Genomic DNA, 24,329 nt, shown 5'->3' with positions numbered 1-24,329 from the left:
TTGGATGGACGCTGCAGCCGGCGTTGCCACCGTCGCGGCGTCTGCATAGTGGACGTTGCATTGGGTGTTGCAATGTCATCATACGCACCGTGTTACTGTGAACTTGTGCGTGCGGAGATGCTTCTTCTTAGCTGCCGCGGCGAGGCCTGATAGCTGATTGAAAGCTGGGCCATCCTCGCCGCGGAGTTTCGGTGTGCCCGGCTAAGCTTTCACTTAGTTCTTAGAGAAAAGGCCACACGTCATGCGCAATGCACAAAAGCCCTCCGGTATGCCGATTCACCGCTACCTGCCGTTCCAGGACCAGATCACCGTTGAAGTCCCGGACCGCACGTGGCCGGACAAGGTCATTACCAAAGCTCCCCGCTGGTGCGCCGTCGACCTCCGGGACGGCAACCAGGCCCTGATCGATCCCATGAGCCCGGCCCGCAAGCTGAAGATGTTCCAGTTGCTGGTGAAGATGGGTTTCAAGGAGATTGAGGTCGGTTTCCCGTCGGCATCGCAAACAGACTTCGACTTTGTCCGGCAGCTGATCGAAGGCGGCCACATTCCGGACGACGTCACCATCCAGGTGTTGACCCAAGCCCGCGAGCACCTGATCGAGCGGACGTACGAGTCCCTGGTTGGTGCCAAGCAGGCGATCGTGCACCTCTACAACTCCACGTCCGTGCTGCAGCGCCGGGTGGTCTTCAACCAGGATGAGGACGGAATCCTGGACATCGCATTGCAGGGCGCGCGTCTGTGCAAGAAGTACGAAGAGACCCTCGCGGATACGCACATCACCTACGAGTACTCGCCCGAGTCCTTCACGGGAACCGAGCTCGAGTACGCAGCCCGCGTGTGCAACGCCATCGCAGACGTCTTCGAAGCTTCGGCGGACAAGCAAGTCATCATCAACCTGCCGGCCACGGTGGAGATGGCAACGCCGAATGTCTACGCCGATTCGATTGAGTGGATGCACCGGAACCTGCACCCGCGTGAGGGCATCATTATTTCGCTGCACCCGCACAACGACCGCGGCACCGGTGTTGCTGCTGCCGAACTGGGCTACCTGGCCGGCGCTGACCGGATTGAGGGTTGCTTGTTCGGCAACGGCGAGCGGACGGGCAATGTGGACCTGGTGACGCTGGGCCTGAACATGTTCGTCCAGGGGATCGACCCCATGATCGATTTCTCTGACATCGACGAGGTGCGCCGAACGGTCGAGTACTGCAACCAACTGCCGGTCCCGGAGCGCGCGCCCTACGGTGGCGACCTCGTATTTACGGCTTTCTCCGGTTCGCACCAGGATGCCATCAAGAAGGGCTTCGAAGCCCTGGAGAAGGACGCCGCCACAGCAGGGGTTCCGGTCAAGGATTTCACGTGGCAGGTTCCGTACCTGCCGATCGATCCCAAGGACCTCGGCCGCAGCTACGAGGCCGTTATCCGCGTCAACTCCCAGTCCGGCAAGGGCGGCGTGGCCTACCTGCTGAAGAACGAGCACAACCTCGACCTGCCACGCCGGGCGCAAATCGAGTTCTCGGGAGTGATCCAGCGCCGCACCGACGCCGTTGGCGGCGAAGTCAGTGGCGCCCAGCTGTGGCAGATTTTCCAGGATGAATACCTGCCCTCGGACGAAGAACAGTCGCAGTGGGGCCGTTACTCGCTGGGCAGCGTCAGCACGGAGACGGACGAGTCGGGCGCCATGACCATGAACGCCTCCCTGCGCATTGACGGCGTCGAAGTACGGCGGACCGGACACGGCAACGGGCCCATCGCCGCGTTCCTGGACATCCTGCACCATGACGGCGTGGACGTCCGCGTCCTGGACTACAGCGAACATGCACTGTCCGAAGGCGGCAGCGCCAGTGCCGCTGCCTACGTTGAGTGCGCAGTCGGCGAGCGGGTCCTGTGGGGGGTAGGGATCGATCCCAGCACCACCACGTCCTCGCTGAAGGCCCTGATTTCCGCAGTGAACCGGGCTGTCCGCGACGCCCAGGCCTAGGCGGTCCGTGGGGTGACGTGAAATACCGTCACCCCACGGCTTGGCGGTGCTCCAGGAAGCCGCCGCAATGCGAAGATTAGATGTGGCCAATCCATCCTCTTTCGCAGCCCGGTCCTACCGGGACGATGCTGTGGTGCTCCGTACCCACAAGCTCGGCGAGGCCGACCGGATCATCACGCTGCTCACCAAGCACCATGGGCAGGTCCGGGCAGTGGCCAAGGGCGTGCGCAGGACCAGCAGCCGATTCGGGGCCCGGCTTGAACCGTTCATGGTGGCCGACCTCCAGTTGGTGTCCGGCCGTACCCTGGACATCGTGACGCAAGCGGTGGCGAAGGGAGCCTACGGCAGCAGCATCGCTGCGGATTATGGCCGCTTCACGGTGGCCGCTGCCATGACCGAGACGGCAGAGAAGTTGACCGACGTCGACGCTGAATCAGGCACAGCCCAGTACAACCTGTTGGTGGGTGCCTTGGCAGCGCTGAGCCGTTCGGAGCATCCGCCGGAACTCATCCTGGACTCCTACCTGCTGCGGGCTTTGGCCACGGGCGGCTGGGCGCCCAGTTTCACCGATTGTGCCCGTTGTGCAACCCCTGGTCCGCATACAGCCTTCGCCGCGCCCTTGGGAGGGATGGTTTGTGGCGACTGCCGTCCGCCAGGATCGCCGGCGCCTGCCCCTGAAACGGTGGTGCTTCTTGGTGCCCTGTTGACGGGGAACTGGGGTGTGGCCGACGGCTCCGACCCCCGGCACCGCAGGGAAGCGGCAGGCCTGGTGGCGGGCTATCTGCAATGGCATTTGGAACGCGCCGTGAAATCACTCAAACATGTGGAGCGAAGCTAGCAGTGGTACTAGGTAAGAAGAGCAAATCACCCGCCCGGACCGCGCCGGTCACCGCACCCTACGCCCACCCGTCGGGAGCAGTTCCACCGGAAATTCCCCAAGAGCTCATTCCGCAGCACGTGGCCATTGTCATGGATGGCAACGGTCGTTGGGCGAACCAGCGCGGGCTTCCCCGCATCGAGGGGCACAAGGCGGGAGAACCAGCCCTCCTCGACGTCATGGCAGGAGCAATCGAGCTCGGCATCAAATACGTCAGTGTCTATGCCTTTTCCACGGAAAACTGGCGGCGGTCGCCGGAAGAAGTCCGCTTCCTCATGGGATTTAACAAGGACGTGCTACGGCGCCAGCGGAACCAGCTCGACGAATGGGGAGTCCGGATCCGTTGGGCGGGGCGCAGGCCCAAGCTGTGGGGGTCGGTGATCCGCGAACTGGAAGAGGCGGAGGATTACACGCGGGGCAACGACACCTGCACATTGACCATGTGTGTTAATTACGGCGGCCGGGCAGAAATTGCCGACGCAGTATCCGCCATCGCCCAGGACGTGGCGGCGGGCGTCCTGAAGCCGGGCTCGGTGACTGAAAAGACTATCCAGAAGTACCTGGATGAGCCGGATCTTCCCGACGTTGATCTTTTCCTGCGCAGCTCCGGCGAACAGAGGTTGTCAAACTTCCTGCTGTGGCAGTCGGCCTACGCGGAGTTCGTCTTCATGGACACACTGTGGCCCGATGTGGACAGGCGGACCCTCTGGGACGCTGTGGAAATCTATGCCAAGCGCGATCGCCGCTACGGTGGCGCCGTGGATGCAGCCCCCTCGGCCACGTAGCGCGGTCGTGCTATTTCAATAGGGATAGGACGCCAACCACACAGCGACGTCACGGTACGCCTGCTGGCGGATGGTCCTGCGTGACAGGAAAACATCGTGGAGCGCGCCGGGGTAGCGGAACACCGCCGTGCGCCGGCCCAGGCCGAGGGCCCTTCTGGATGTTTCCTCCACATCGATCACGGCGTCGGCGCGCATGAGTTCGGCGGTCCATTCGGCTTGGATCCTCGTGCGCCCGGACAACAGAACCAGGACGGGGGCGTCGATGTTGAGTTTCCTCTCCACCGTACTGTGCCCGGCCAGAACGGCCTTGGTCCAGCCGGCCCTGATCGGGAACGATGCCCGGGGCCGCCACACAGGATCCAACAGCCACTCTCCGTGGGCATCGCTGCTGACACTTTCCCAGTAGGCGGGCATATCAGGGAACCGGAAGGGCCGCTTCGGGTCCGTGCGCGCGAACGGCTCAATCAGGTGCATGGCTATGCTGCGTACCAGGCTGCTGCCCTGGAGTTCCAACCATGGGGAATTCAGCACGAGCGTCCCGATGCGGCCCGGATTGCGGTCCGCCCACAAGGCCGCGATCAGGCCGCCCAGGGAGTGGGCGATCATGTGCACCGTTGGTGGAACAGGGTTGCCGGTCCTCGAGGCCACGTCCACTTCGATTTCGTCCAGCGCGGCGGCGATGTCGTTGTCGTAGATGGCGAGGTCCGAGGTGTACCCGGGCGTTTGACCCGGAAGCAGGCTACGGCCGAACTTGCGGAGATCCAGGGCGTAAAAGTGGAATCCCGAGGCCGTGAGGTACTCGGCCAGTTCGGTTTGCAGAAAGTAATCGGCCCATCCGTGCAGGTAGAGGACCGCGCGTGGAGCCGCTGAAGGGTCGGGCGGGATGTGGCGGCGCTTGCGTCGCGCAAAGCCCTGGAAAAAGTCCAGGATGCCGTGCGGCAGGGGCGCGGCCGGCTCGGGGAGATACCGGACCAGGGTTGCTTTGACCTCGCCTTCCTCGTCCGTCCCCAGGGGCAGGTCGAGGCGTTGGTAGCCACCTCCGAGGATGTCCGGTTGCCAGGTGCCTACTGATTCTTCCGTGGTGGTCATGTATCGCCTTCCCCTTGGCGGACAGATGTGTTCTCCTCCATGAAACCGTGGATCCACCGTGCCAGCCGTGAGTACGCATCGGCGCGTACCTTCGGCGCGGAGAGGAAGACGTCATGGAGTCCGCCGTCCACCCGCTCCAACGTGACGCTCTGTCCAAGTGCCATGGCCCGCACGGCGATAATATCCACATCCAGGACGGCATCGGAGCGGCGCATGGATTCCTGCCACACCATGCCGTTGGCGCTGGCGGCAGACGTGAGGACCAGCACGGGAATCTCCAGCCCCAGCCCGCGCGCCACCCGTGTGTGTCCGTCGAGGACGGCCCGGAGCCATCCCGCCCGGACCGGAAAGGCCAGCGGTGGCCTGTATTGCTCATCAAGTGGCCATTCCCCTTCGGCCGTACTGCTGATGCTCCGGAAGTAGAAGCCCCGCTCCGGAAGCTTCAGCACCATTTCGGGGCGCAGCCGGGCCAGGGGATGGACCATGGCCTGCGCGGCCCGGCGCACCACCGAATTGCCGTGCATTTCCAGCCAAGGGCTGTTCAGGATCAAGTACTGGATTGCGCCGGGATGCCGGCTGGCCCACAGCGCGGCGATGAGGCCACCGGTCGAGTGGCCCATAAGCGCCACATTGTGCCCGTTCCGCGCCGGGGGGTCGTTGCGGATGACGTCCAGGACCTGCTGGATCTCGGCATCGTAGTCGTTGAGGTCGGCAACGTAGCCGCCGGTGGTATCGGTACCCAGGCTCCGGCCGTGGTTGTGCATGTCCAAGGCATAGAACCCGTATCCCAGGCGGGCCCAGAACTGCGCCAGTTCAACATTGAAGAAGTAGTCACTCCACCCATGAAGGAAAAGCACGGCACCGCGACCCTTCACGGGAGCGCCCTGCCCGTTGCTGTCGTCGGGAACCGCATCCGGCCTGTGGCGCACCAAGGTGGCCCGCCGGCTTGCGCCGCCGGGTCCAGGGGCCTGGATGCTGCAGGACTGGAAGTCCGGGCCGAGGATGTCCGTTGACCACTCCATGGCTCCAGCTTAGACACTGGCTGCTGCGTCTCGACCGGCCGCCCTGCCGGTGAAGAGGCACCCACCCAGGAACGTTCCTTCAAGCGCCCTGTAACCATGGATGCCACCACCGCCGAATCCGGCAGCTTCTCCCACGGCGTACAACCCCGCGATGGGAGAACCGTCGCTGCCCAGGACCCGCGAACGCAGGTCTGTTTGCAAACCGCCAAGGCTTTTGCGGGTAACCACCGACAGCCGGATGGCAAGCAGCGGCCCATGGGCGGTGTCCGTGAGGCGGTGCGGGGGAGCCACCCTCATGAGGCGGTCCGTCGCGAAACGCCTGGCCGCACGAATCTGGGCCAGCTGGGGATCCTTTCCGAGCCCGCTGGAAACCTGGAGATCGCGGGAATGAATGAGCGCAGCCAAAGAGTCCGGGTCGATCAGTTCCGTACCGGCCAGCGCGTTCATGCGGGCGGCCAGTTCCCGGGGCGAGGTTCCCTGGACGAAATCCGCGCCCCGTTCCAGCAACCGTTCGATGGGCGTGTCGCCCCGCGGCTTGAGGCGGCCCAGCAACAACGGGATGTCCTTGCCGGTCAGGTCCGGGTTCTGCTCGGATCCGGAGAGGGCCAGTTCCTTCAGGGCGATGGTGCGGTTCAGGACGAACCAGGAGTACCCGTGTCCGGTTCGCACGATGTGGCGGAGCGCGCCCTGGGAGTCAAAGCCCGGAAACAAGGGGGCCGGCAGCTGCCTGCCCTCGGCGTCCAACCACAGCGACGAAGGCCCGGGCAGGATCCTGATTCCGTGCTTGGGCCACACGGGATCGTCGTTGTGGATGCCTTCCGGGTAGTGCCACATGCGGTCCCCGTTGACCAGCGAAGCACCCGCGGCCTCCGCCACCGCCAGGAAGGCGCCATCAACGGAGGCGGGCACACCGCTGAGCATTTCCGGAGGCGCCAGGCCACCTGGCCATTGGCGGCGCACCGTCTCGTGGTTGCCGCCGATACCGCCGGTGGCTACCACCACGGCTCCTGCTGTCGCTTCGAAAGGCCCGACGACGGCACGCGAGGAAGCCTGGCCGCGCGCCGCCGTCGTCGGTTCCAAAACGTCGCCGCCAACACCGGTGACGGTGCCCGAGGCGACGGTCAGGGTTGTTGCGCGGTGCCGCAGGTGCAGCGAGATGCGTCGGGCGGCGACTCCCTCCCGCACCTTGGCGGCGAAGGGTTCGACGACGGCGGGACCGGTTCCCCAGGCGACGTGGAAGCGGGGGACAGTGTTTCCGTGGCCCTGGGGGCCGTAGCCGCCGCGTTCTGCCCACTGCACGAGCGGGAAGATGCCCACGCCCAGGTTCCTGAGCCACGAACGCTTTTCACCGGAGGCGAAGTCAACGTAGGCCTCGGCCCACCATCGCGCATGGGCATCGTCGTCGCGATCGAATCCGGCAGAGGACAACCAGTCCTGGAGGGCCAGTTCTGCACTGTCCCTGACGCCCAGGCGCCGCTGTTCAGGGGTGTCCACCATGAACAAGCCACCGAACGACCAGTGTGCCTGGCCACCGAGCGATGCGGATCCTTCCTGGTCCAGGATGGCCACGGACTTGCCCGCTGCATAGGCCGTGGCGGCAGCAACCAGGCCCGAAAGGCCGGCCCCGACCACCAGCACATCTGCGTTGATGCGGTTTCCATGATGTCCGTCACGATCCTGAAGCGGCATGGGTACATGCTAGCCCCAGGCAGGTCACGGGTTTGGTGAGTCGTGCGGAAACCGGAAAACTAGGATCATGCGTGTTTACCCCACCTTCTTCAAGCTTGCCTTTTCCTGGATGGATGCCGAGAAGGCACACAAGATCGGTTTCCAGGCCATCCGGGCAGCCCACCGCACTGGTGCCGGCCGGATCCTGGCCAGGATCACCGCCCCCGATGCATCGCTGCGCACCGAGGCGCTGGGCTTGACCTTCCCCTCTCCGTTCGGCCTGGCCGCGGGATTCGACAAGGAGGGCCATGGCATCGAGGCGCTCTCCGAACTTGGTTTCGGACACATCGAGGTGGGCACCATTACGGGGCAGGCCCAGCCCGGAAACGACAAGCCGCGGCTGTTCCGCTTGGTTGAGGACCGCGCGGTCATCAACCGCATGGGCTTCAACAACGACGGCGCCGCAGCAGTGGCTCCCCGGCTGAAGTCCGCGAGGGCCGCCCTGCAGCGTGCCCATGCGGGCGTGCGGCCGGTGATTGGCGTCAACATTGGCAAGACCAAAGTGGTGGAACTCGATGCTGCCACAGAGGACTACCTGGTCAGCGCACGCGGGCTGGCCCCGGCAGCCGACTACCTGGTGGTCAACGTCAGCTCTCCCAATACGCCGGGGCTGCGGCTGCTCCAGAACGTCGAAACACTGCGCCCCCTGCTGCGGGCCGTCGGTGACGCGGCTGACGAATCCGCGGGACGCCACGTTCCGCTGCTGGTCAAGATCGCTCCTGACCTCAGCAACGACGACATCGACGACGTCGCCCGGCTGGCGTTGGACCTTAAGCTGGACGGCATCATCGCCACGAACACCACCATCGGCCGCGAAGGCCTCGCCAGCGATGCCGCCAAGGTGGAATCGCTCGGCGCCGGGGGGCTGTCCGGTGCACCGCTGAAGCAGCGTTCCCTGGAGGTGCTGCGCCGCCTCAAGGAAGCGGTGGGGGACCAGTTGGTGCTGATCGCCGTTGGCGGGGTGGAAACAGCACAAGACGTCCAGGAACGGCTGGATGCCGGCGCCACGCTGGTACAGGGTTACACGGCATTCCTTTACGAGGGTCCCTTCTGGGCATCACGCATCAACAAGGGACTTGCCAGGATCCGGAAGCGCGCTGTTTAGGGGATAGGCCCAGGCAGGCACGAAGGCCCCGGACCAGGGTGGTCCGGGGCCTTCACATTAAGGTTGGTGTGCTCTTAGGACGGGTACTGGCCGCGCTTGACCAGAGGCTTGGGGAGGCGGAGTTTGCGGAACTGGAGGGCGCGCATGCAGCCATACCAGACGGTGCCGCGTTCAACCTCGCCGAACTTGGCAGTAAGCCGCTTGCGGAGCTGGCGGGAGAGGATGAAGACATCCACGAAGACTGCCAGGAACATGATCCAGAAACCGATAAGCACATACGTGATCTGGGCGCTGTTGGACGGAATGATGAACGACACCACCACGAACAGGAGCGCGCCGAACATCAGGTACTCGCCGAGGGTGAACCGGGCATCGACGTAGTCGCGGGCAAAGCGCTTCTGCGGACCCTTGTCCCTGAGGGGAAGATACTTTTCCTCGCCGGTGTCCAGGGCCTGCCGCATCTTCTGCCGCTGGTCCTGGATGGCCACCCGCTCTGCCTCCTTGGAGGCTTTGCGGTCCGTTGGCACCAGGGGGCGCTTGCGTGCCGCTTCCTGGGCCTTTCGTTTGGGCGTGGGTGCGCCCTTCCCAATAACGGGGTCCTGGGCGGCGGCGTGGGCCTGGTCAACTACTGATTGAGCGCTTGGCTCTTCCTTTTTGCGTCCGAACACCACTACAGAATACAGCGCGGGCTGGTGGCGCACGTTACGTACGGGGCTGGAGCGAAGGTGGGGGGTGCCGTGCCTCACCATGCGGGGAGCTACCCGGCGGTAAGGTGTGGGGCATGACTTCAGCACATGCGGGGAACCCGCAGAACACGCCAGGGAACTCCGACACCACCCCGGTCGCGGGCCAATCCGTGGACGGTGTGGACACCGTCGCACTCAACACAGCCGTCAACGGGCATTTCGACGGGACGGTCTCAGCCCTCAAGGACCTGGTGTCCATCCCGGGTATCGCGTGGGCCAGCTTCGACCCTGCGGAACTTGACCGCAGCGCCGAAGCCGTCGCGGCACTGGTGCGCGAATCGGGCATGGAGGACGTCCGGATCCTGCGGGCCGCAAAAGCCGACGGAACGCCCGGTGGGCCGGCTGTCGTCGCCCACCGGCCCGCGCGCGACGGAAAGCCCACCATCCTGCTGTACGCCCACCACGACGTCCAGCCTCCGGGTGAACGTTCGCTCTGGACGTCGGAGCCGTTCGTGGCGGAGGAGCGCGAAGGGCGACTCTATGGGCGGGGTGCTGCCGATGACAAAGCCGGCATCATGGCGCACCTTGCGGCCTACAGCGCCGCCGTAAAAGTCCTGGGCGAGGACTTTGGCCTTGGCGTGACCTTCTTCTTCGAAGGTGAAGAGGAAGCTGGCTCGCCTACGTTCCGCACGTTCCTTGAGGAACACAAAGAGCTGCTGCGCTCCGACGTGATTGTGGTGGCTGATTCCAGCAACTGGAAAGTGGGCGTTCCTGCCCTCACCACCAGCCTTCGCGGACTCGTGGACGGAACGTTCGAAGTACGGGTCCTGGAGCACGCCGTCCATTCGGGAATGTTTGGTGGGCCTGTGCTGGATGCGCCCACCCTGCTCTCCCGCCTCATCGCAACCCTCCACGACGAGCACGGCAATGTGGCCGTCGAGGGGTTGGTGTCCCGTGACGAGGTTGCCGTTGACCTGGCCGAAGCCGACTACCGTGCTGATGCGTCCGTGCTCGACGGCGTGCAGCTGGCCGGCAGCGGCACCATCGCCTCGCGCCTGTGGACCAAGCCGGCACTGTCCATCATCGGCATCGACGCGCCGGCTGTGGCCGTTGCCTCCAACACGCTGATTCCAGCAGCCCGGGCAAAATTCAGCATGCGCCTGGCGCCCGGGCAGGATCCGGAAGCAGCCATGGACGCCCTGGAGCGGCACGTCCACGCCCACGCGCCGTTCGGTGCAAAGGTCACCTTCACCCCGGGGGAGCGGGGCAATGCATTCTCGACGGACACCAGTTCCGAAACAGCGCAGGTGGCGTTGTGGGCGCTTGGCCAGGCTTGGGGAGTGGAGCCCGTCGAAATGGGCATAGGGGGTTCCATCCCGTTCATCGCCGATTTGATGGAGGTCTACCCCGAGGTCCAGATTCTGGTCACCGGCGTGGAGGATCCGGACAGCCGGGCCCACAGCGCCAACGAATCACTGCACCTTGAGGACTTCCGGCACGCCGTATTGGCCGAGGCGCTGATGCTGGCCAGGTTGAACGGGAACAAGTAACTGCGGGCCGTGGTTACGTCAGGAGTTATAGCTCAGCGCCTGCGCGACGTAGCATGGAGCTATAACCCGTACGTAATTGGGTAAGGGCAGGCAGCGTCCCCGGCGCCGCCGCCAAGCGCGTTATAAGAAGGTAGGCCAATGAGCACTGCAACCAACGAAAACAGCACTGGAGCACAGCTCGCCGAGAGCGAAGAGCTTCCCACGCACGAGGTCAACCTGACCGACGTCGCAGCAGGCAAGGTCCGCAGCCTCCTGGAACAGGAAGGGCGTACTGACCTGCGCCTGCGCGTTGCAGTCCAGCCGGGCGGTTGCTCGGGCCTGATCTACCAGCTCTACTTCGATGAGCGCCTGCTCGACGGCGACGCCGTACGGGACTACGACGGCGTCGAGGTTGTCGTGGACAAAATGAGCGTCCCTTACCTCAGCGGAGCGAGCATCGACTTTGAGGACACCATCTCGAAGCAGGGCTTCACCATTGACAACCCGAACGCTGGCGGCTCGTGCGCTTGCGGCGACTCGTTCCACTGACGTGAGCCATCGCCGCATGTCGGCGCCGTCCCGAACGTGTTTGACCGCGTTCGGAGCCACGGCGCCGACATGTGCGCGAAAACCGCTTCATAGCGGTAAGCTCTACATCGGGTAGTAAAACTTTTAGTGTGCCCGGTGGGCCTTTGGCCTGCCGGGCGACAGCAACAAGAGGAAGGGCCGTCTGTGAGTTCGCAGAACCGAACCGGCAGCCGACGCATAAAGATCACCTCGATCACTGGCTTGGCACTAGCCGGCGCGTTGGTTTTGACCGGATGTTCACCAGAGGTAGAGAAGGGTTGGCTGCCTACAGAGCGCGGCACCACCAACCACACTGACCGGATCATGGACCTCTGGGTCAACTCATGGATCGCCGCCTTGGCAGTCGGTATCATCACGTGGGGCCTGCTGGTCTGGTGCATCATTGCCTACCGCCGCCGCAAGGGCACCACCGGTTTCCCGAAGCAGCTCAGCTACAACCTGCCGCTCGAGGTCTTCTACTTGACCATCCCGCTGTTCATGGTGCTGGTGTTCTTCTACTTCACCGACCAGGACCAGCGCGCGATCGATGACCGTTCGCAGCCCGCAGACGTCGTCGTTGACGTCCGTGGCAAGCAGTGGGCTTGGGACTTCAACTACAAGCAGGGCCAGGTTATTTCCGAGGACCTCCACGAGGCCGGCGTCCAGGCCCACCTGACGGGCAACGAGGTCAACAAGGATCTCCTCCCCACCCTGTACTTGCCGGTCAACAAGTCGGTTGACCTGGAGCTCAACTCCCGCGATGTCATCCACTCCTTCTGGGTTCCCGCCTTCCTGCAGAAGCGCGACATGATCCCCGGCAAGACCAACTACATCCGTTTCACCCCCACCAAGGAAGGCACCTTCGACGGTAAGTGTGCTGAGCTTTGCGGTGAATACCACTCCGAAATGCTCTTCCGCGTCAAGGTTGTCTCCGAGTCCGAATTCCAGGCTCATATGGACCAGCTTCGCCAAGAGGGCAACACGGGCCTGCTCGGTGCGGAATACGACCGCAACCCGAACCTGAACGAAAAGTAAGGGGAGCGACGTGGCTACTTACACTCAATCCGCCGGGACCCTAGAGGCTCCCGTAGTTCCTAAATCCAAGGGACGCATCGTCGTCAACTGGATCACCTCCACGGACCACAAGACCATCGGGTACATGTACCTCATCGCGTCGTTCGTGTTCTTCTGCCTCGGCGGCGTCATGGCGCTGCTCATCCGTGCTGAACTGTTCGAACCCGGCATGCAGATCCTGCAGACCAAGGAACAGTACAACCAGATGTTCACCATGCATGGCACGGTCATGCTCCTCATGTTCGCGACGCCGCTGTTCGCCGGCTTCGCCAACGTGATCATGCCGCTCCAGATCGGTGCACCGGACGTCGCGTTCCCGCGTCTGAACGCGTTGGCCTTCTGGTTCTTCCTGTTCGGTTCCACCATCGCCGTCTCCGGCTTCATCACCCCCCAGGGTGCTGCGTCCTTCGGTTGGTTCGCCTACGCTCCGTTGTCCAACACGACATTCAGTCCGGGTGTTGGTGGTGACTTGTGGGTCTTCGGCCTCGCGCTGTCAGGTTTCGGAACCATCCTCGGTGCCGTCAACTTCATCACCACCATCATCTGCATGCGTGCTCCCGGCATGACCATGTGGCGTATGCCGATCTTCACCTGGAACACGCTGGTTACGGCCATCCTGGTGCTGATGGCCTTCCCGCCGCTCGCTGCTGCGCTCTTTGCACTCGGTGCCGACCGCCGCTTCGGCGCGCACATCTTCGATCCCGAAAACGGTGGCGCGGTCCTGTGGCAGCACCTGTTCTGGTTCTTTGGCCACCCCGAGGTGTACATCATCGCGCTGCCGTTCTTCGGCATCGTCTCTGAGATCTTCCCGGTCTTCAGCCGCAAGCCGATCTTCGGTTACAAGGGCCTCGTCTACGCAACCATCGCCATTGCGGCCCTGTCCGTCACGGTATGGGCGCACCACATGTACGTAACCGGTTCCGTGCTGCTGCCGTTCTTCGCCTTCATGACCATGCTCATCGCGGTCCCTACCGGCGTGAAGTTCTTCAACTGGATCGGAACGCTGTGGCAGGGGTCCATCACCTTCGAGACCCCCATGCTGTGGAGCATCGGCTTCCTGGTGACCTTCCTCTTCGGTGGCCTCACCGGCATCATCCTGGCTTCGCCGCCGCTGGACTTCCACGTCTCCGACTCCTACTTCGTGGTGGCACACTTCCACTACGTGGTGTTCGGTACCGTCGTCTTCGCAATGTTCGCCGGCTTCTACTTCTGGTGGCCCAAGTGGACAGGCAAGATGCTCAACGAGCGCCTCGGCAAGATCCACTTCTGGCTGCTGTTCCTTGGCTTCCACGGAACGTTCCTGATCCAGCACTGGCTCGGTGTTGAAGGTATGCCCCGCCGTTACGCCGACTACATGCCGCAGGACAACTTCACCTGGATGAACCAGTTCTCCACGATTTCCTCCTTCGTCCTGGGTGCCTCCCTGCTGCCGTTCTTCTGGAACGTGTACATCACCTGGCGCAGCAACAAGAAGGTTGAAGTTGACGATCCCTGGGGCTTCGGTGCCTCGCTTGAGTGGGCAACGTCCTGCCCGCCGCCGCGTCACAACTTCACCTCCCTGCCCCGGATCCGTTCGGAGCGTCCGGCCCTGGACCTTCACCACCCCGAGCTTGCACAGGTCCACACCGCAGAAGCCCCCTCGCCCGCAGCTGCCGTTCTCGGCAACGCAGACCAGAAGGACGTCCGCAAGTGAAAATCGAATCCTGGCTTTTCGGTGCCGGAGTCTTCTTCTTCGTCCCCGTGACCATCGTCTACGGCATCCTGACCGGATGGACTGAATGGGTTGGCGTGCTCGGCATCCTGCTCGTGGGTGGCCTGGCGGGCATGATTGGTGCCTACCTTGGCTTCACCGGCCGGCGTGTCGGCATGCGTCCCGAAGACCGCCCCGACGCGGAAATCCACGAGGGTGCCGGCGAGCAGGGTCACTTCAGCCCCTGGAGCTGGTGGCCCCTGGTTCTGGGCCTTGCCTGCGCAGGCGGCTTCCTGGGCCTGGCAATTGGCTTCTGGGTCACGTTCGTTGCTGCTGGTCTTGCCGTCGTCGCACTCGTCGGCTGGGTCTTCGAGTACAGCCGCGGCGACCACGCCCACTAAGCAACACAGTCATTACGACGTCGGCCCCCACCTTATGGTGGGGGCCGACGTCGTTTTTCATGTTTGTGCAGGTGCCGCCCCGCTGATTCTCACCGGCACTTGGCGGCCGCTCAGTGGGCCTCCGAAGCCTCAAGAATGGCGGAGAGTGCTGAGAGTGCATCTGCGGCTTGCAACGCCGTCTGCGGGCCTTCAGGGGTGTCTTGGGTGACTTCCAGGACAACCTCGCAGCCGTGGGCGAAGTCTTCGGTCATGACTTCCAGGAGGGACCTGGCATCCACCGGCTGGCCATCGATCTTTCGGATGGTGACGGGAAGGCCCGTCTCCGTGACGGCGCGGACAAAAACGGCCGCCGCCCGGGCGTGAAGCCCGATTTCGGCGGCGACAAAGGATTTCAGCTGCGGCAAGCCAGCTCCTAGCGTTGGGCGTTAGACCCGTTGGGGTAGGGGATCAATTCAAGCCTAGCTGCCGCTATTCCCTTTGCCGATATTGCGACCGTTACTGGTCTAGACCTCCGCACGACTGACTTACCCTTGTTGTATGAGCCAAACATCGGTTGGGAGACGTTGTGCCTGAAGCAGCGAACATCGCCGGCGAGATTGACCGCACCAGCAGTACGCCCATTTACATTCAGCTCAGGGAGATCCTCCGGGCCTTCATTGGGCAGTCCTGCCCACCGGGTTCTTCCTTGCCCTCGGAGCGGGATCTGTCGCTGCGCTTCGGCCTCGCCAGGATGACCGTGCGCCAAGCCATCGACGCCTTGGTGGGCGAGGAAGTGCTGGAACGGGTTGTGGGCTTGGGGACCTTCGTCAAGAAACCCAAACTGGACCTCCAGGTGAAGCTGACGTCCTACAGCGAGGAAATGCAGCGCCGTGGCATGGTACCGGCTGCGAAGGTGCTCAGCTTTGAGCAAATCGCGGCCAGCGCCTTCCTGGCGAGGGAACTGCAACTGGAGGAGGGCACACCCCTGGTGCGCTTCCGCCGGTTGCTCCTCGCCGACAATGAGCCCATGAGCGTGGATGAGAACTTCATCCCCGCACACCGTGTCCCCGGGCTGTTGGACGATGCACCACCAACGTCCCTCTACAACGTCCTCAGTGAGCGCTTCGGCTTGGTGATGGAGTGGGGCGAGGACATGATCGAAGCGACGGCGGCCTCACCATCCACGGCACGGCTCTTGAACGTGGACGTCGGCTCGCCGCTGTTGAAAATCCAGCGCCACGCCTTCGTGGCCCGTGCCATGGTGGACTACTCGGTCTCCTACTATCGTGCGGACAGGTACAAGCTGTGGATACCCCTGCAGAGGCCCGGTGTGCGGCCTACCAGGAACTATTCGTCGGGCTACAGGACGCAGTAGCAGCATCACTTGCTCCGGCACGCAGGGCAGCGGCCGGATATGCAGAAAGGGCGGGTCCGATCCTTGGGGATCGGACCCGCCCTTTCGGCGGTTTCAGCTAGTGGCGGAGGCTCTTCTGGTCGGAACCAGCTTCAATGGCCTCGTGGTGGCCGTGAGCATGTGCGGCCTCGAGTTCGGCAGGTGTCGCCGGGGCAACCCTGTCCTCGAAGAACCACTTGGAGAGAGCAGCGCGACGCTTTTCCTTGCGGGTGACCACGCCGTGCTCGTTCGGTTCTGCAGGCAGCGGAGCCGGTGACTCGAATCCAACGAGCTTGTAGCGCTTGTACTCGTCAAGCGGTGCATGGACCTCAATGAACTCACCATGGGGGAGTCGCACGATGCGACCGGTTTCGCGGCCGTGGAGTGCGATTTCGCGGTCCTTGCGCTGCAAGGCGAGGGCGATGCGCTTGGTGACGATGAACGCGATGACCGGACCCACGAAGAACAGCGCACGCAGCCAATATGTGACATCGTTCAGCGAAACGTGGAAGTGCGTCGCGATGAGGTCGGATCCGGCAGCTGCCCACATGACGCAGTACCAGGTGAAGCCGGCGACGCCGATGGCCGTACGCGTCGGAGCGTTGCGGGGACGGTCGAGAACGTGGTGCTCACGGTTGTCCTTGGTGATCCAACGCTCGATCCACGGGTACATGAACAGCACCGTGAAGATAATGCCCGCCGGGACCAGTGCCGGCAGAAGCACGTTCAGCGTCAGCGTGTGCCCGAAGATGATGTACTCGAAGTGGAAACCATTCACAACACCAGGCATCAAACGCAGGGCGCCGTCAACGAACCCGATGTACCAGTCAGGCTGGGTACCAGCCGAAACCGGGGAGGGGTCGTAGGGGCCGTAGTTCCAGATCGGGTTGATGGTGAAAGCGGCCGCCATGAGAGCCAGGACACCGAAGACGATGAAGAAGAAGCCGCCGGCCTTGGCTGCGTAGACAGGACCGAGGGGGTAGCCAACAACGTTGCCGTCGTTACGGCCCGGGCCCGGGTACTGGGTGTGCTTGTGGACCACAACCATGAACAAGTGCACGACGATCATCAGGAGGATCAGGGCAGGCACGAGCAGGATGTGCAGGACGTACAGGCGGCCGATGATGGCCGTACCCGGGAACTCGCCGCCGAAGAGGAAGAACGAGATGTACGTGCCGATGACCGGGATGGACTTGATCACGCCGTCGATGATGCGCAGGCCGTTGCCGGACAGCAGGTCATCGGGGAGGGAATAGCCGGTGAAGCCTGCGGCCATCGCCAGGATGAGCAGGACGCCACCAACAACCCAGTTCATTTCACGCGGCTTACGGAATGCACCCGTGAAGAAGACGCGCAGCATGTGGACACCGAGGGAGGCTACGAACAGCAGGGCCGCCCAGTGGTGTACCTGGCGCATGAAGAGGCCGCCGCGAACGTCGAAGGAGATGTTCAGCGACGAGTTGTAGGCCACGGACATTTCGACGTTGTACAACGGCGTGTACGAACCCTGGTAGTGCGTTTCCGCCATGGAGGGATCGAAGAAGAACGTCAGGAACGTTCCGGACATCAGCAGGATGACGAAGGAATACAGCGCCACCTCACCGAACATGAATGACCAGTGGTCGGGAAAGACCTTGCGACCGAATTCGCGCAGGATACCGGAGCCACCTACACGCTCGTCCACGAAGTCAGTAAAACGGCCAACCTTGGTCTTCGCTACGAAGGGGGCTTCAGCTGTTGATGAGGCGCTCATGCTCGTCACGCTCCCAGTAACTCGGTCCTACAGGTTCTTTGAAGTCGCTTGTGGCGACGAGGTAGCCCTCTGCGTCAACTGCGATGGGCAGTTGGGGAAGCGGACGGCTGGCCGGTCCAAAGATGACCTTGCATTCCTGCGTCAGGTCGAACGTGGACTGGTGGCAGGGGCACAGGAGGTGGTGGGTCTGCTGCTCGTAGAGAGCAACAGGGCAACCAACGTGCGTGCAGATCTTGGAGTAGGCAACAATGCCGTTGTAGCTCCAGTTTTCGCGGCCCTCGGACGGGTGCAACGAGTTCGGGTCGAGGCGCATGAGCAACACGACGGCCTTGGCCTTCTCGTTGAGCTTGCCCTCGTGAAGTTCGTTGAGGCCCTCGGGAATGACGTGGAAGGCAGAACCGATGGTGACGTCCGATGCCTTGATGGGGGTGCCATCGGGGTCGCGGGTGAGGCGCTTGAGCTTGCCATCCTGCGGAGCCCACATGGTGTGCGCCAGCTTGTCATCCGGACGGGGGCCGAGGTCCCCGAAGATGGCCAGCGCCGGCAGGGGAGCCAGTGCTACAGCTCCAAGGAGCGTGTTGCGGATCAGCGGGCGGCGCTTGATGCCGGTCTCTTCGACGATGTCATCCACGATGCGGACGGCCGCCTGGCGGTCTTCCTCCGTGCGGATGGCGTGGCGCTCTTCCGATACTTCGTGGTCCGGCATGAGTGCCTTGGCCCAGTGGACGATTCCGGTGCCGATACCGAGCATGGCGAAGGCGGTGCCCAGGCCAAGCAGCAGGTTCTGCGTGCGGATCGTCGCGATCGTGGAGTCCTCGCCCAGATCGATGGCGAAGTACGCCACCAGGAACACCAGGGTGCCGATGACGGAAATGCCAAACAGAATGGCTACCTGACGCTCGGCGCGCTTTGCGGCTACCGGGTCCGTGTCAGCCAGGCGCAAACGATGCGGAGGAAGACCAGGATCCTGGAACTTCTCCACCTCATTCTGACCAGCCGTAGCTACGGTGCCCGAGTGGTTCGGACTGCCGTCACTATGGTTGCCCATAATTCGCCTCATCCTTCTCTCGTTGTCCCGGCCTGCGCCGGGTTTGTTTTCAGTTCAAAACTGCTGTCAGTGCAGCAGAAGATTGTTTCCGCCTGGATCAGGACGTACGGGACGTCAGCCAGATGGTGAAGGCTATGATCACGCCAAGACCGGCCACCCACACGAACAGGCCCTCAGACACCGGACCGAGCGAGCCGAGGTCGGCTCCACCGGGCGATCCGTTTGCTTCGATGGTCTTGAGGAAGGTGATGATGTCGCGCTTGTCTTCCGGGGTGACGTTCGAGTCGTTGAACACGGGCATGTTCTGCGGTCCCGTGGCCATTGCCTCATAGATGTGCTTGCCGGTGACATCGGCAAGGGCGGGTGCGAACTTACCGCGGGTCAGTGCACCACCTGCGGCTGCGGCGTTGTGGCACATGGCGCAGTTCACACGGAAGAGCTCGCCACCCTTGGCAGCGTCACCCTTCTCATCCAGGAGGTGCTCCTCAGGGATGGCCGGGCCAGCGCCGAGGGATGCGACGTAGGCCGAGAGCTGCTTGGTCTGCTCGTCGTTGAACTGAACGGGCTTCTTCTGGGCCTGCGGGCCGTTCATCTGCATGGGCATACGGCCGGTGCCAACCTGGAAGTCAACTGCTGCTGCACCCACACCGACCAGCGAAGGGCCGTCCTGGGTACCGCTTGCACCCATGCCGTGGCAGGTGGCGCAGTTGGCGGCAAAGAGCTTGCCGCCTTCCTCTACGTCACTGGCGCTGTAGCTCGTGGTGTCGGCCTTGGCCTGGTTGACGGAAGTGGCAATGGCGTAAAGCCCACCAGTGAGGAGGAGGCCCATCAGCAGCAGTGCAATGGCTGCCAGTGGGTGACGTCGCTTCTGCGAGAGTGCCTTCACGTGGTGGTTCCTTTATTCGATCCTGCGTCGGCTCCGTGAGCCGCTTCTTGAAATTCTGCCTCTTGTAGAAAAAGAGTCAAGGCCGGCTACTTGAGGACGTAGATGACCAGGAAGAGGCCGATCCACACGACGTCGACGAAGTGCCAGTAGTACGAGGTGACGATCGCCGAGGTAGCTTCAAAGTGTCCGAACTTCTTGGCTGCGAAGGCGCGGCCAATGATGAAGAGGAACGCGATCAAACCGCCGATGACGTGGAGGCCGTGGAAGCCGGTGGTCATGTAGAAGGCGGAACCGTAGGCGTTAGAGGACAACGAAACGTGCTCGGAGACGAGCATGGCGTATTCCGTGGTCTGACCGGCTACGAAGAAGGCACCCATGATGAAGGTGAGGATGAACCATTCATTCATGCCCCAGCGGGTGAACTGGAAAGGGCCGCCCGTGCGGCGCGGTTCGAGCCGTTCGGCAGCAAACACGCCCATCTGGCAAGTGAAGGAACTGGCCACGAGGACGATGGTGTTTACGAGCGCAAACGGGAAGTTGAGCTTGGCCGTCTCTTCGGCCCACAGCGCTCCGGACGTGGAACGCAGGGTGAAGTACATGGCAAAGAGGCCGGCGAAGAACATCAACTCACTGGACAGCCAAACAACGGTTCCAACAGAAACCAGGTTGGGGCGGTTCAGCGTCGGGTGCGCCGGGGTACTGGGGGCATGGGTCGCAGATGTCACAAGGACATTATGTCTGTAAAAGTCCAGAGTTCCCAATGCAAACCACCGTTTGGGGAGACTTTTTCTACAAAGACGCGAAATCGCGCGGAAAAGTTCCCGGGCAGGTTCACATTGGTCATCGGCGCTGCTCGGTCGATAGCATCGGGGAGTGACTTCTCCGGCATCGGCACCTGCAGCCAGCAACACCTGGCCAGGGCTCATCTCTGCACTGATCAATGGCGACGACCTTGCGGTGGAGAACACGCAGTGGGCCATGAACACGATCATGGCCGGAGATGCGACTCCGGCGCAGATCGCCGGCTTCCTCGTAGCCCTGCGCTCCAAGGGTGAGACCGTGGAAGAACTTGCGGGCCTGGTGGAAGCCATGGTCCAGAACGCAAACCCCATAGAAATCTCCGGTGAGAAGCTGGACATTGTTGGTACCGGCGGCGACCGCCTCAACACGGTGAACATTTCCACCATGGCGGCCCTTGTTGCTGCCGGCGCCGGGGCCAAGGTCGTTAAGCACGGCAACCGTGCCGCATCTTCCGCCTCGGGTTCCGCCGACGTCCTCGAAGCGCTCGGGGTCCGTTTGGACTTGTCCATAGAGCAGGTGGCCCGCAATGCGGAGGAGGCAGGAATCACCTTCTGCTTCGCGCAGGTCTTCCACCCGTCCTTCCGGCATACCGCTGTTCCCCGCAGGGAACTTGCCGTTCCTACGGCCTTCAACTTCCTGGGGCCCATGACCAATCCTGCCCACGTGCAGGCTTCCGCTGTGGGTGTGGCCAATGTCCGCATGGCACCCCTGGTGGCAGGCGTTCTTGCGCGGCGTGGCAGCCGCGGACTCGTTTTCCGTGGTGACGACGGACTGGATGAACTGACTCCAACGGGCCCCTCGACTGTCTGGGAGATCCGAGACGGTGTGGTTGCCGAACAGGTCTTCTCGCCGACGGACCTTGGAATCCGCCCGTCCACCGTGGCGGACCTCCGCGGCGGTGATGCCGCGGCCAATGCCCAGGTGGTGCGGGACATCCTCAACGGCAAGACCGGCCCCGTACGTGATGCCGTGCTGCTGAACGCGGCCGCGGGGCTTGTCGCTGCTGACCTTGCCGCGGAGGGAACGCTCGCGGACCGGATGCGGGCTGCTTTCGGCCGTGCTGCCGAGTCCGTCGATTCCGGTGCGGCCGCCGGCGTCCTGGCAAAATGGACGGACCTCAGCCGGAGCCAGGCTCCGGGGTAATTTCCGGACAGGATCCCCGGAGATTTACTCAAATCCGAGCGCAAAGGCAGCGTCGAGGTCGTGCTGCGAGTAGGCGCGGAAGGCGATGTGCGTGGTGGTGTGGACCACCGACGGAACCTTGGACAAACGGTCCGCGATGACGTCTGCCAGGTCTTCATGCTTGGACACGCGTGCCACCGCGATCAGGTCCCATTCGCCAGTCACTGAATAGACCTCGCTGATGCCCTGGATGGCCGAGATTTGTTCGGCGGTTTCCGGGATACGGGAAGCGTCGGTCTTGATCAGGACAAATGCGGTGATCACGGGGGGCCTTTCCGAAAAAAGCGTCATTGCGGACGTTCTCCAGCCTAGTGCATATGGTCTGTTCCGGTCCCTGTCAGGAGCGGCTGTGGCGTTTCCTCGAAAGCCTGCTGGCGATCGCCACAATCCCGCGGAAACCCAGGAACAGGATGCCCAGGGCAAGGAGTGCCACGATCACGAAGGGCAATACGACGCTTTGGCCGGTGAGTGCCCTGAGCAGCATTCCTCCAATGAGCGCGCCCATCCATACGGCCACACCGGAGGGCCAGAGTGCAAAAGGCCTGGACCACACCCGCAGGGCCAGCCAAGCTGCGGCGGCACCCACGAGGAACGGCCAGGCGGTGAGGAAAGCACCGCCGATGATGTCGCCCCGGGCGTGGGCGTCACGTCCTATGGCGGCGAAAACAAGGATCAGGATGAGGTCACCGGTGGCAGCGAAAATCCACCGGCTCTTGGGGGTAGGCATGCAACCGACACTATCCGTGCGCGGCGAATATCGCGAAGCAGGGGAACTTCCCTTGATCGGCGGGCTCCTTATGGGGACGATGGCTGCGGAAGAAGCCTGGCAGGCCATCATGGAGGTTGATCATGCGGTTCATCCAAGTCGCCCAACGCGCCGAGGACCTGGAACGGGCAGCGGAGTTCTATTCCTCGCTCCTCGGGAGGGAACCCCAGGCCGTCTTTGATCCGCCCGGCCTCTTGTTCTTCGATGTCGGTGGCGTCCGTCTCCTGCTGGAGAAGGGCGCGCCGTCGGCGTTGGTCTACCTGGAGGTAGCAGACCTCCACTCGTCCGTTGAAGGGCTTCGCGCCAAGGGAGTGCGGATACTCGCAGAACCGCACGTCATCTTCGTCCACGAGGACGATCGGCTAGGCCCGGCGGGATCGGAGGAATGGATGGCGTTCGTGGAGGACAGCGAGGGCAATACCGTGGGCCTGGTGAGCCGGATCCGGACGTCCGGCGACTAGGAGCATTTCGCGGAACAGGGCCGGTGACCCGTGCCGCCGTCGGGCATTGTCCCGAACGCGCCGGAGCGCTAGCCTCAACCGGGGACGGCTTGTCCCGAGTCACATGGGAGGACCAAGGCAATGCAGAAGATTTCCACGTGTTTGTGGTTCGACGGCCAGGCAGCGGAAGCAGCCGGGTTCTACACCTCGACCTTTGACAACGCAGTCATGGGGCAGTCCATGCCGGGGCCGGACGGCCAGCCCTTGACGGTGGAGTTCGAGCTTGAGGGGCGGCAGTTCATGGCCCTGAACGGCGGCCCGGCCTTCACCTTCAACGAGGCTGTTTCGCTGGTGATCAACTGCGATTCGCAGGAAGAGGTGGACCGCTACTGGGAGGCCCTGCTGGTGGGCGGGGAGGAAAGCATGTGCGGTTGGCTGAAGGACAAGTACGGGCTCTCCTGGCAGGTTATTCCCAAAGGCTTTACGGACGTCCTCACCGGACCGGATCCCGAGGGTGCGCGCCGTGCCATGGAAGCCATGATGAAGATGCGGAAGCTTGACATCGCAGCTCTTCGGAAGGCCTACGACGGCGACTGAAAAGACTGCGCGACAGGCACCTGATGCCGCTGCTAGCATGGCCGCACGGCGACCAGCGCGCCCAACACAACCATGAGGAGAACACTGCCATGACATCGCGCCTCAACCCCTATATCTCTTTCCGCGACAACGCCCGTGACGCCATCACTTTCTACGAAACCGTCTTCGGCGGAGAACTGACCATCAGTACGTTCGGCGACTACCAGGCCAGCCAGGATCCCGCCGAAGCCGACAAAGTGATGCACGGCATGCTTGTCTCGCCGAATGGCCTGACGCTGATGGCTTCGGATACGCCCAACGGCATGGACTACAACCCGGGAAACAACATCTCCGTGTCCCTCAGCGGTGAGTCGTCGGATGAAGCAGAACTCCGCGGCTACTGGGACAAGCTGGTTGATGGCGGCACCGTCACCATGCCCCTCGAGAGCGCCCCCTGGGGTGACGTCTTTGGCATGTGCGTTGACAAGTTCGGCATTGCCTGGCTGGTGAATATTGCCGGAGACCAGCCGGCCCAGTAGTTTCTACCGCAGGCAGTCGAGGTGCCCTTCCCGGAGTTCCGGGGAGGGCACACCTATCTGGGTACCGAGGAGGACCATGGTTGATGTCCAGCGTTTCCGCGTCCTTTTGGAGCGTGAGCGGGACGCGAAGCTGGCCTTGCTGGGCGCCCTTCGCGGTGACATTGCCTCGGTCAGTGCGGCGAGGCTGGACTCGAATGTCGACGACGAGCACGACCCCGAGGGCAGCACGATCGCCTTTGAGCTCTCGCAGGCCTCAGCGCTGATGGAGCAAAGCCGCGCCGGACTGGGCCAGATCGAGGAAGCCCTGGCGCGCATCGAAGCCGGTACCTTCGGGATATGCATCGTTTGTGGGGTGCAGATACCGGAGGGACGGCTTGATGCCCGGCCGTGGACGCCGTACTGCGTCAATCACGCCTCAGCCGGTCGCTGACA

At 63.1% G+C, this 24,329-nt stretch carries 26 protein-coding genes; 15 read left to right on the top strand and 11 right to left on the bottom strand.

Features of this window, described 5'->3' with window-relative positions; all coding sequences use genetic code 11:
- The first annotated feature begins 241 nt into the window (after positions 1-241).
- The 3 genes from leuA (at position 242) to ACIQT2_RS01110 (ending at position 3,643) form a co-directional block, all read left to right on the top strand.
- The gene (gene leuA / locus ACIQT2_RS01120) at positions 242-1,981 is read left to right on the top strand and encodes a 2-isopropylmalate synthase (protein ID WP_400332083.1); all 1,740 of its coding nucleotides are present in this window, start codon (positions 242-244) and stop codon (positions 1,979-1,981) included.
- A gap of 67 nt (positions 1,982-2,048) precedes the next feature.
- A complete protein-coding gene (gene recO, locus ACIQT2_RS01115) occupies positions 2,049-2,819 on the top strand; it encodes a DNA repair protein RecO (RefSeq protein ID WP_400332085.1) in 771 nt (256 codons plus the stop codon).
- Between the two features lie 2 nt (positions 2,820-2,821).
- Positions 2,822-3,643, top strand: a complete 822-nt coding sequence (locus ACIQT2_RS01110) for an isoprenyl transferase (RefSeq protein ID WP_402942758.1) — start codon at positions 2,822-2,824, stop codon at positions 3,641-3,643.
- 15 nt (positions 3,644-3,658) lie between these two features.
- On the opposite strand, the gene ACIQT2_RS01105 is transcribed toward ACIQT2_RS01110, so the two are convergent.
- From ACIQT2_RS01105 to ACIQT2_RS01095, 3 genes are read right to left on the bottom strand one after another with little or no spacing between them, the layout of a single operon-like run.
- The gene (locus ACIQT2_RS01105; protein ID WP_400332091.1) at positions 3,659-4,732 is read right to left on the bottom strand and encodes an alpha/beta hydrolase; all 1,074 of its coding nucleotides are present in this window, start codon (positions 4,730-4,732) and stop codon (positions 3,659-3,661) included.
- Positions 4,729-5,754: an alpha/beta hydrolase gene (locus ACIQT2_RS01100; protein ID WP_402942754.1), complete on the bottom strand. Its 1,026-nt coding sequence runs from the start codon at positions 5,752-5,754 to the stop codon at positions 4,729-4,731. The genes ACIQT2_RS01105 and ACIQT2_RS01100 overlap by 4 nt, the downstream gene beginning before the upstream one ends.
- A gap of 9 nt (positions 5,755-5,763) precedes the next feature.
- Positions 5,764-7,443 carry an FAD-binding dehydrogenase gene (locus ACIQT2_RS01095; RefSeq protein ID WP_402942751.1) on the bottom strand — a complete coding sequence of 560 codons (1,680 nt, stop codon included), beginning with the start codon at positions 7,441-7,443 and terminating at the stop codon, positions 5,764-5,766.
- Positions 7,444-7,510: 67 nt separating this feature from the next.
- Here ACIQT2_RS01095 and ACIQT2_RS01090 point away from each other — a divergent pair, with 67 nt between their 5' ends.
- Entirely contained in the window at positions 7,511-8,587 is a 1,077-nt protein-coding gene (locus ACIQT2_RS01090) for a quinone-dependent dihydroorotate dehydrogenase (protein WP_402942748.1), read from the top strand.
- A gap of 74 nt (positions 8,588-8,661) precedes the next feature.
- On the opposite strand, the gene ACIQT2_RS01085 is transcribed toward ACIQT2_RS01090, so the two are convergent.
- A complete protein-coding gene (locus ACIQT2_RS01085; RefSeq protein WP_397321692.1) occupies positions 8,662-9,255 on the bottom strand; it encodes a DUF3043 domain-containing protein in 594 nt (197 codons plus the stop codon).
- A gap of 113 nt (positions 9,256-9,368) precedes the next feature.
- Here ACIQT2_RS01085 and ACIQT2_RS01080 point away from each other — a divergent pair, with 113 nt between their 5' ends.
- From ACIQT2_RS01080 to ACIQT2_RS01060, 5 genes are all read left to right on the top strand, one after another.
- Positions 9,369-10,823 (top strand): dipeptidase, encoded by a 1,455-nt coding sequence (locus ACIQT2_RS01080; protein ID WP_402942745.1) that lies wholly within the window; start codon positions 9,369-9,371, stop codon positions 10,821-10,823.
- A gap of 138 nt (positions 10,824-10,961) precedes the next feature.
- Positions 10,962-11,351, top strand: coding sequence for a HesB/IscA family protein (locus tag ACIQT2_RS01075; protein ID WP_387437248.1), 390 nt, complete (start codon positions 10,962-10,964; stop codon positions 11,349-11,351).
- A 183-nt stretch (positions 11,352-11,534) separates the two neighbouring features.
- Positions 11,535-12,404 carry a cytochrome c oxidase subunit II gene (gene coxB, locus ACIQT2_RS01070; RefSeq protein ID WP_397321694.1) on the top strand — a complete coding sequence of 290 codons (870 nt, stop codon included), beginning with the start codon at positions 11,535-11,537 and terminating at the stop codon, positions 12,402-12,404.
- Positions 12,405-12,414: 10 nt separating this feature from the next.
- Positions 12,415-14,136, top strand: a complete 1,722-nt coding sequence (gene ctaD / locus ACIQT2_RS01065) for a cytochrome c oxidase subunit I (RefSeq protein WP_387437250.1) — start codon at positions 12,415-12,417, stop codon at positions 14,134-14,136.
- Entirely contained in the window at positions 14,133-14,534 is a 402-nt protein-coding gene (locus ACIQT2_RS01060; RefSeq protein ID WP_400332106.1) for a cytochrome c oxidase subunit 4, read from the top strand. The genes ctaD and ACIQT2_RS01060 overlap by 4 nt, the downstream gene beginning before the upstream one ends.
- Positions 14,535-14,644: 110 nt before the next feature.
- Here the strand turns inward: ACIQT2_RS01060 and ACIQT2_RS01055 are convergent, their stop codons facing one another.
- Positions 14,645-14,938, bottom strand: coding sequence for an HPr family phosphocarrier protein (locus ACIQT2_RS01055; RefSeq protein ID WP_400332109.1), 294 nt, complete (start codon positions 14,936-14,938; stop codon positions 14,645-14,647).
- A gap of 161 nt (positions 14,939-15,099) precedes the next feature.
- Between ACIQT2_RS01055 and ACIQT2_RS01050 the strand changes: the two genes are divergently transcribed.
- Positions 15,100-15,888 (top strand): GntR family transcriptional regulator, encoded by a 789-nt coding sequence (locus tag ACIQT2_RS01050; protein ID WP_397321697.1) that lies wholly within the window; start codon positions 15,100-15,102, stop codon positions 15,886-15,888.
- A 97-nt stretch (positions 15,889-15,985) separates the two neighbouring features.
- Here the strand turns inward: ACIQT2_RS01050 and ACIQT2_RS01045 are convergent, their stop codons facing one another.
- The 4 genes from ACIQT2_RS01045 to ACIQT2_RS01030 all read right to left on the bottom strand — a co-directional run bounded on the left by ACIQT2_RS01045 (position 15,986) and on the right by ACIQT2_RS01030 (position 20,318).
- Positions 15,986-17,659 (bottom strand): cytochrome bc complex cytochrome b subunit, encoded by a 1,674-nt coding sequence (locus ACIQT2_RS01045; protein WP_402942740.1) that lies wholly within the window; start codon positions 17,657-17,659, stop codon positions 15,986-15,988.
- On the bottom strand, positions 17,637-18,707 hold the full coding sequence (locus tag ACIQT2_RS01040; RefSeq protein WP_397321699.1) for a Rieske 2Fe-2S domain-containing protein: 1,071 nt from the start codon (positions 18,705-18,707) through the stop codon (positions 17,637-17,639). The genes ACIQT2_RS01045 and ACIQT2_RS01040 overlap by 23 nt, the downstream gene beginning before the upstream one ends.
- Positions 18,708-18,804: 97 nt before the next feature.
- Positions 18,805-19,593: a c-type cytochrome gene (locus ACIQT2_RS01035; protein WP_397321700.1), complete on the bottom strand. Its 789-nt coding sequence runs from the start codon at positions 19,591-19,593 to the stop codon at positions 18,805-18,807.
- 86 nt (positions 19,594-19,679) lie between these two features.
- Positions 19,680-20,318, bottom strand: a complete 639-nt coding sequence (locus tag ACIQT2_RS01030) for a heme-copper oxidase subunit III (RefSeq protein WP_397321701.1) — start codon at positions 20,316-20,318, stop codon at positions 19,680-19,682.
- A 148-nt stretch (positions 20,319-20,466) separates the two neighbouring features.
- On the opposite strand from ACIQT2_RS01030, the gene trpD reads away from it, so the two are divergent.
- Entirely contained in the window at positions 20,467-21,537 is a 1,071-nt protein-coding gene (gene trpD / locus ACIQT2_RS01025) for an anthranilate phosphoribosyltransferase (protein WP_402942736.1), read from the top strand.
- Between the two features lie 24 nt (positions 21,538-21,561).
- On the opposite strand, the gene ACIQT2_RS01020 is transcribed toward trpD, so the two are convergent.
- Together ACIQT2_RS01020 and ACIQT2_RS01015 are read right to left on the bottom strand one after the other, a co-directional pair.
- Complete coding sequence (locus ACIQT2_RS01020; protein ID WP_018777675.1) at positions 21,562-21,840, bottom strand: Lrp/AsnC family transcriptional regulator; 279 nt, start codon at positions 21,838-21,840, stop codon at positions 21,562-21,564.
- A 73-nt stretch (positions 21,841-21,913) separates the two neighbouring features.
- Entirely contained in the window at positions 21,914-22,303 is a 390-nt protein-coding gene (locus ACIQT2_RS01015) for a DUF3054 domain-containing protein (RefSeq protein WP_402942732.1), read from the bottom strand.
- A gap of 122 nt (positions 22,304-22,425) precedes the next feature.
- Here ACIQT2_RS01015 and ACIQT2_RS01010 point away from each other — a divergent pair, with 122 nt between their 5' ends.
- The 4 genes from ACIQT2_RS01010 to ACIQT2_RS00995 all read left to right on the top strand — a co-directional run bounded on the left by ACIQT2_RS01010 (position 22,426) and on the right by ACIQT2_RS00995 (position 24,327).
- On the top strand, positions 22,426-22,803 hold the full coding sequence (locus tag ACIQT2_RS01010) for a VOC family protein (RefSeq protein WP_402942729.1): 378 nt from the start codon (positions 22,426-22,428) through the stop codon (positions 22,801-22,803).
- A 120-nt stretch (positions 22,804-22,923) separates the two neighbouring features.
- Positions 22,924-23,379: a VOC family protein gene (locus tag ACIQT2_RS01005; protein WP_402942727.1), complete on the top strand. Its 456-nt coding sequence runs from the start codon at positions 22,924-22,926 to the stop codon at positions 23,377-23,379.
- An 89-nt stretch (positions 23,380-23,468) separates the two neighbouring features.
- Positions 23,469-23,897, top strand: a complete 429-nt coding sequence (locus ACIQT2_RS01000) for a VOC family protein (protein ID WP_400332126.1) — start codon at positions 23,469-23,471, stop codon at positions 23,895-23,897.
- Positions 23,898-23,973: 76 nt separating this feature from the next.
- Positions 23,974-24,327, top strand: coding sequence for a TraR/DksA family transcriptional regulator (locus tag ACIQT2_RS00995; protein WP_400332129.1), 354 nt, complete (start codon positions 23,974-23,976; stop codon positions 24,325-24,327).
- Positions 24,328-24,329 lie beyond the last annotated feature (2 nt).

Source organism: Paenarthrobacter sp. NPDC090522 (assembly GCF_044769225.1).
In the GTDB taxonomy this organism is placed as follows: domain Bacteria; phylum Actinomycetota; class Actinomycetes; order Actinomycetales; family Micrococcaceae; genus Arthrobacter.
Note: the sequence above shows the minus strand (reverse complement) of the source record. Positions and strands in the feature narration are given on the sequence as shown.

What these genes read in the sequence shown, in the direction of transcription:
- leuA (WP_400332083.1), top strand. Translation starts at nt 242, where the DNA reads ATGCGCAATGCACAAAAGCCCTCCGGTATGCCGATTCACCGCTACCTG.
- recO (WP_400332085.1), top strand. Translation starts at nt 2,049, where the DNA reads ATGCGAAGATTAGATGTGGCCAATCCATCCTCTTTCGCAGCCCGGTCC.
- ACIQT2_RS01105 (WP_400332091.1), bottom strand. Translation starts at nt 4,732, where the DNA reads ATGACCACCACGGAAGAATCAGTAGGCACCTGGCAACCGGACATCCTC.
- ACIQT2_RS01100 (WP_402942754.1), bottom strand. Translation starts at nt 5,754, where the DNA reads ATGGAGTGGTCAACGGACATCCTCGGCCCGGACTTCCAGTCCTGCAGC.
- ACIQT2_RS01095 (WP_402942751.1), bottom strand. Translation starts at nt 7,443, where the DNA reads ATGCCGCTTCAGGATCGTGACGGACATCATGGAAACCGCATCAACGCA.
- ACIQT2_RS01090 (WP_402942748.1), top strand. Translation starts at nt 7,511, where the DNA reads ATGCGTGTTTACCCCACCTTCTTCAAGCTTGCCTTTTCCTGGATGGAT.
- ACIQT2_RS01080 (WP_402942745.1), top strand. Translation starts at nt 9,369, where the DNA reads ATGACTTCAGCACATGCGGGGAACCCGCAGAACACGCCAGGGAACTCC.
- ACIQT2_RS01075 (WP_387437248.1), top strand. Translation starts at nt 10,962, where the DNA reads ATGAGCACTGCAACCAACGAAAACAGCACTGGAGCACAGCTCGCCGAG.
- ACIQT2_RS01045 (WP_402942740.1), bottom strand. Translation starts at nt 17,659, where the DNA reads ATGAGCGCCTCATCAACAGCTGAAGCCCCCTTCGTAGCGAAGACCAAG.
- ACIQT2_RS01040 (WP_397321699.1), bottom strand. Translation starts at nt 18,707, where the DNA reads ATGGGCAACCATAGTGACGGCAGTCCGAACCACTCGGGCACCGTAGCT.
- ACIQT2_RS01015 (WP_402942732.1), bottom strand. Translation starts at nt 22,303, where the DNA reads ATGCCTACCCCCAAGAGCCGGTGGATTTTCGCTGCCACCGGTGACCTC.
- ACIQT2_RS01010 (WP_402942729.1), top strand. Translation starts at nt 22,426, where the DNA reads ATGCGGTTCATCCAAGTCGCCCAACGCGCCGAGGACCTGGAACGGGCA.
- ACIQT2_RS01005 (WP_402942727.1), top strand. Translation starts at nt 22,924, where the DNA reads ATGCAGAAGATTTCCACGTGTTTGTGGTTCGACGGCCAGGCAGCGGAA.
- ACIQT2_RS01000 (WP_400332126.1), top strand. Translation starts at nt 23,469, where the DNA reads ATGACATCGCGCCTCAACCCCTATATCTCTTTCCGCGACAACGCCCGT.
- ACIQT2_RS00995 (WP_400332129.1), top strand. Translation starts at nt 23,974, where the DNA reads ATGGTTGATGTCCAGCGTTTCCGCGTCCTTTTGGAGCGTGAGCGGGAC.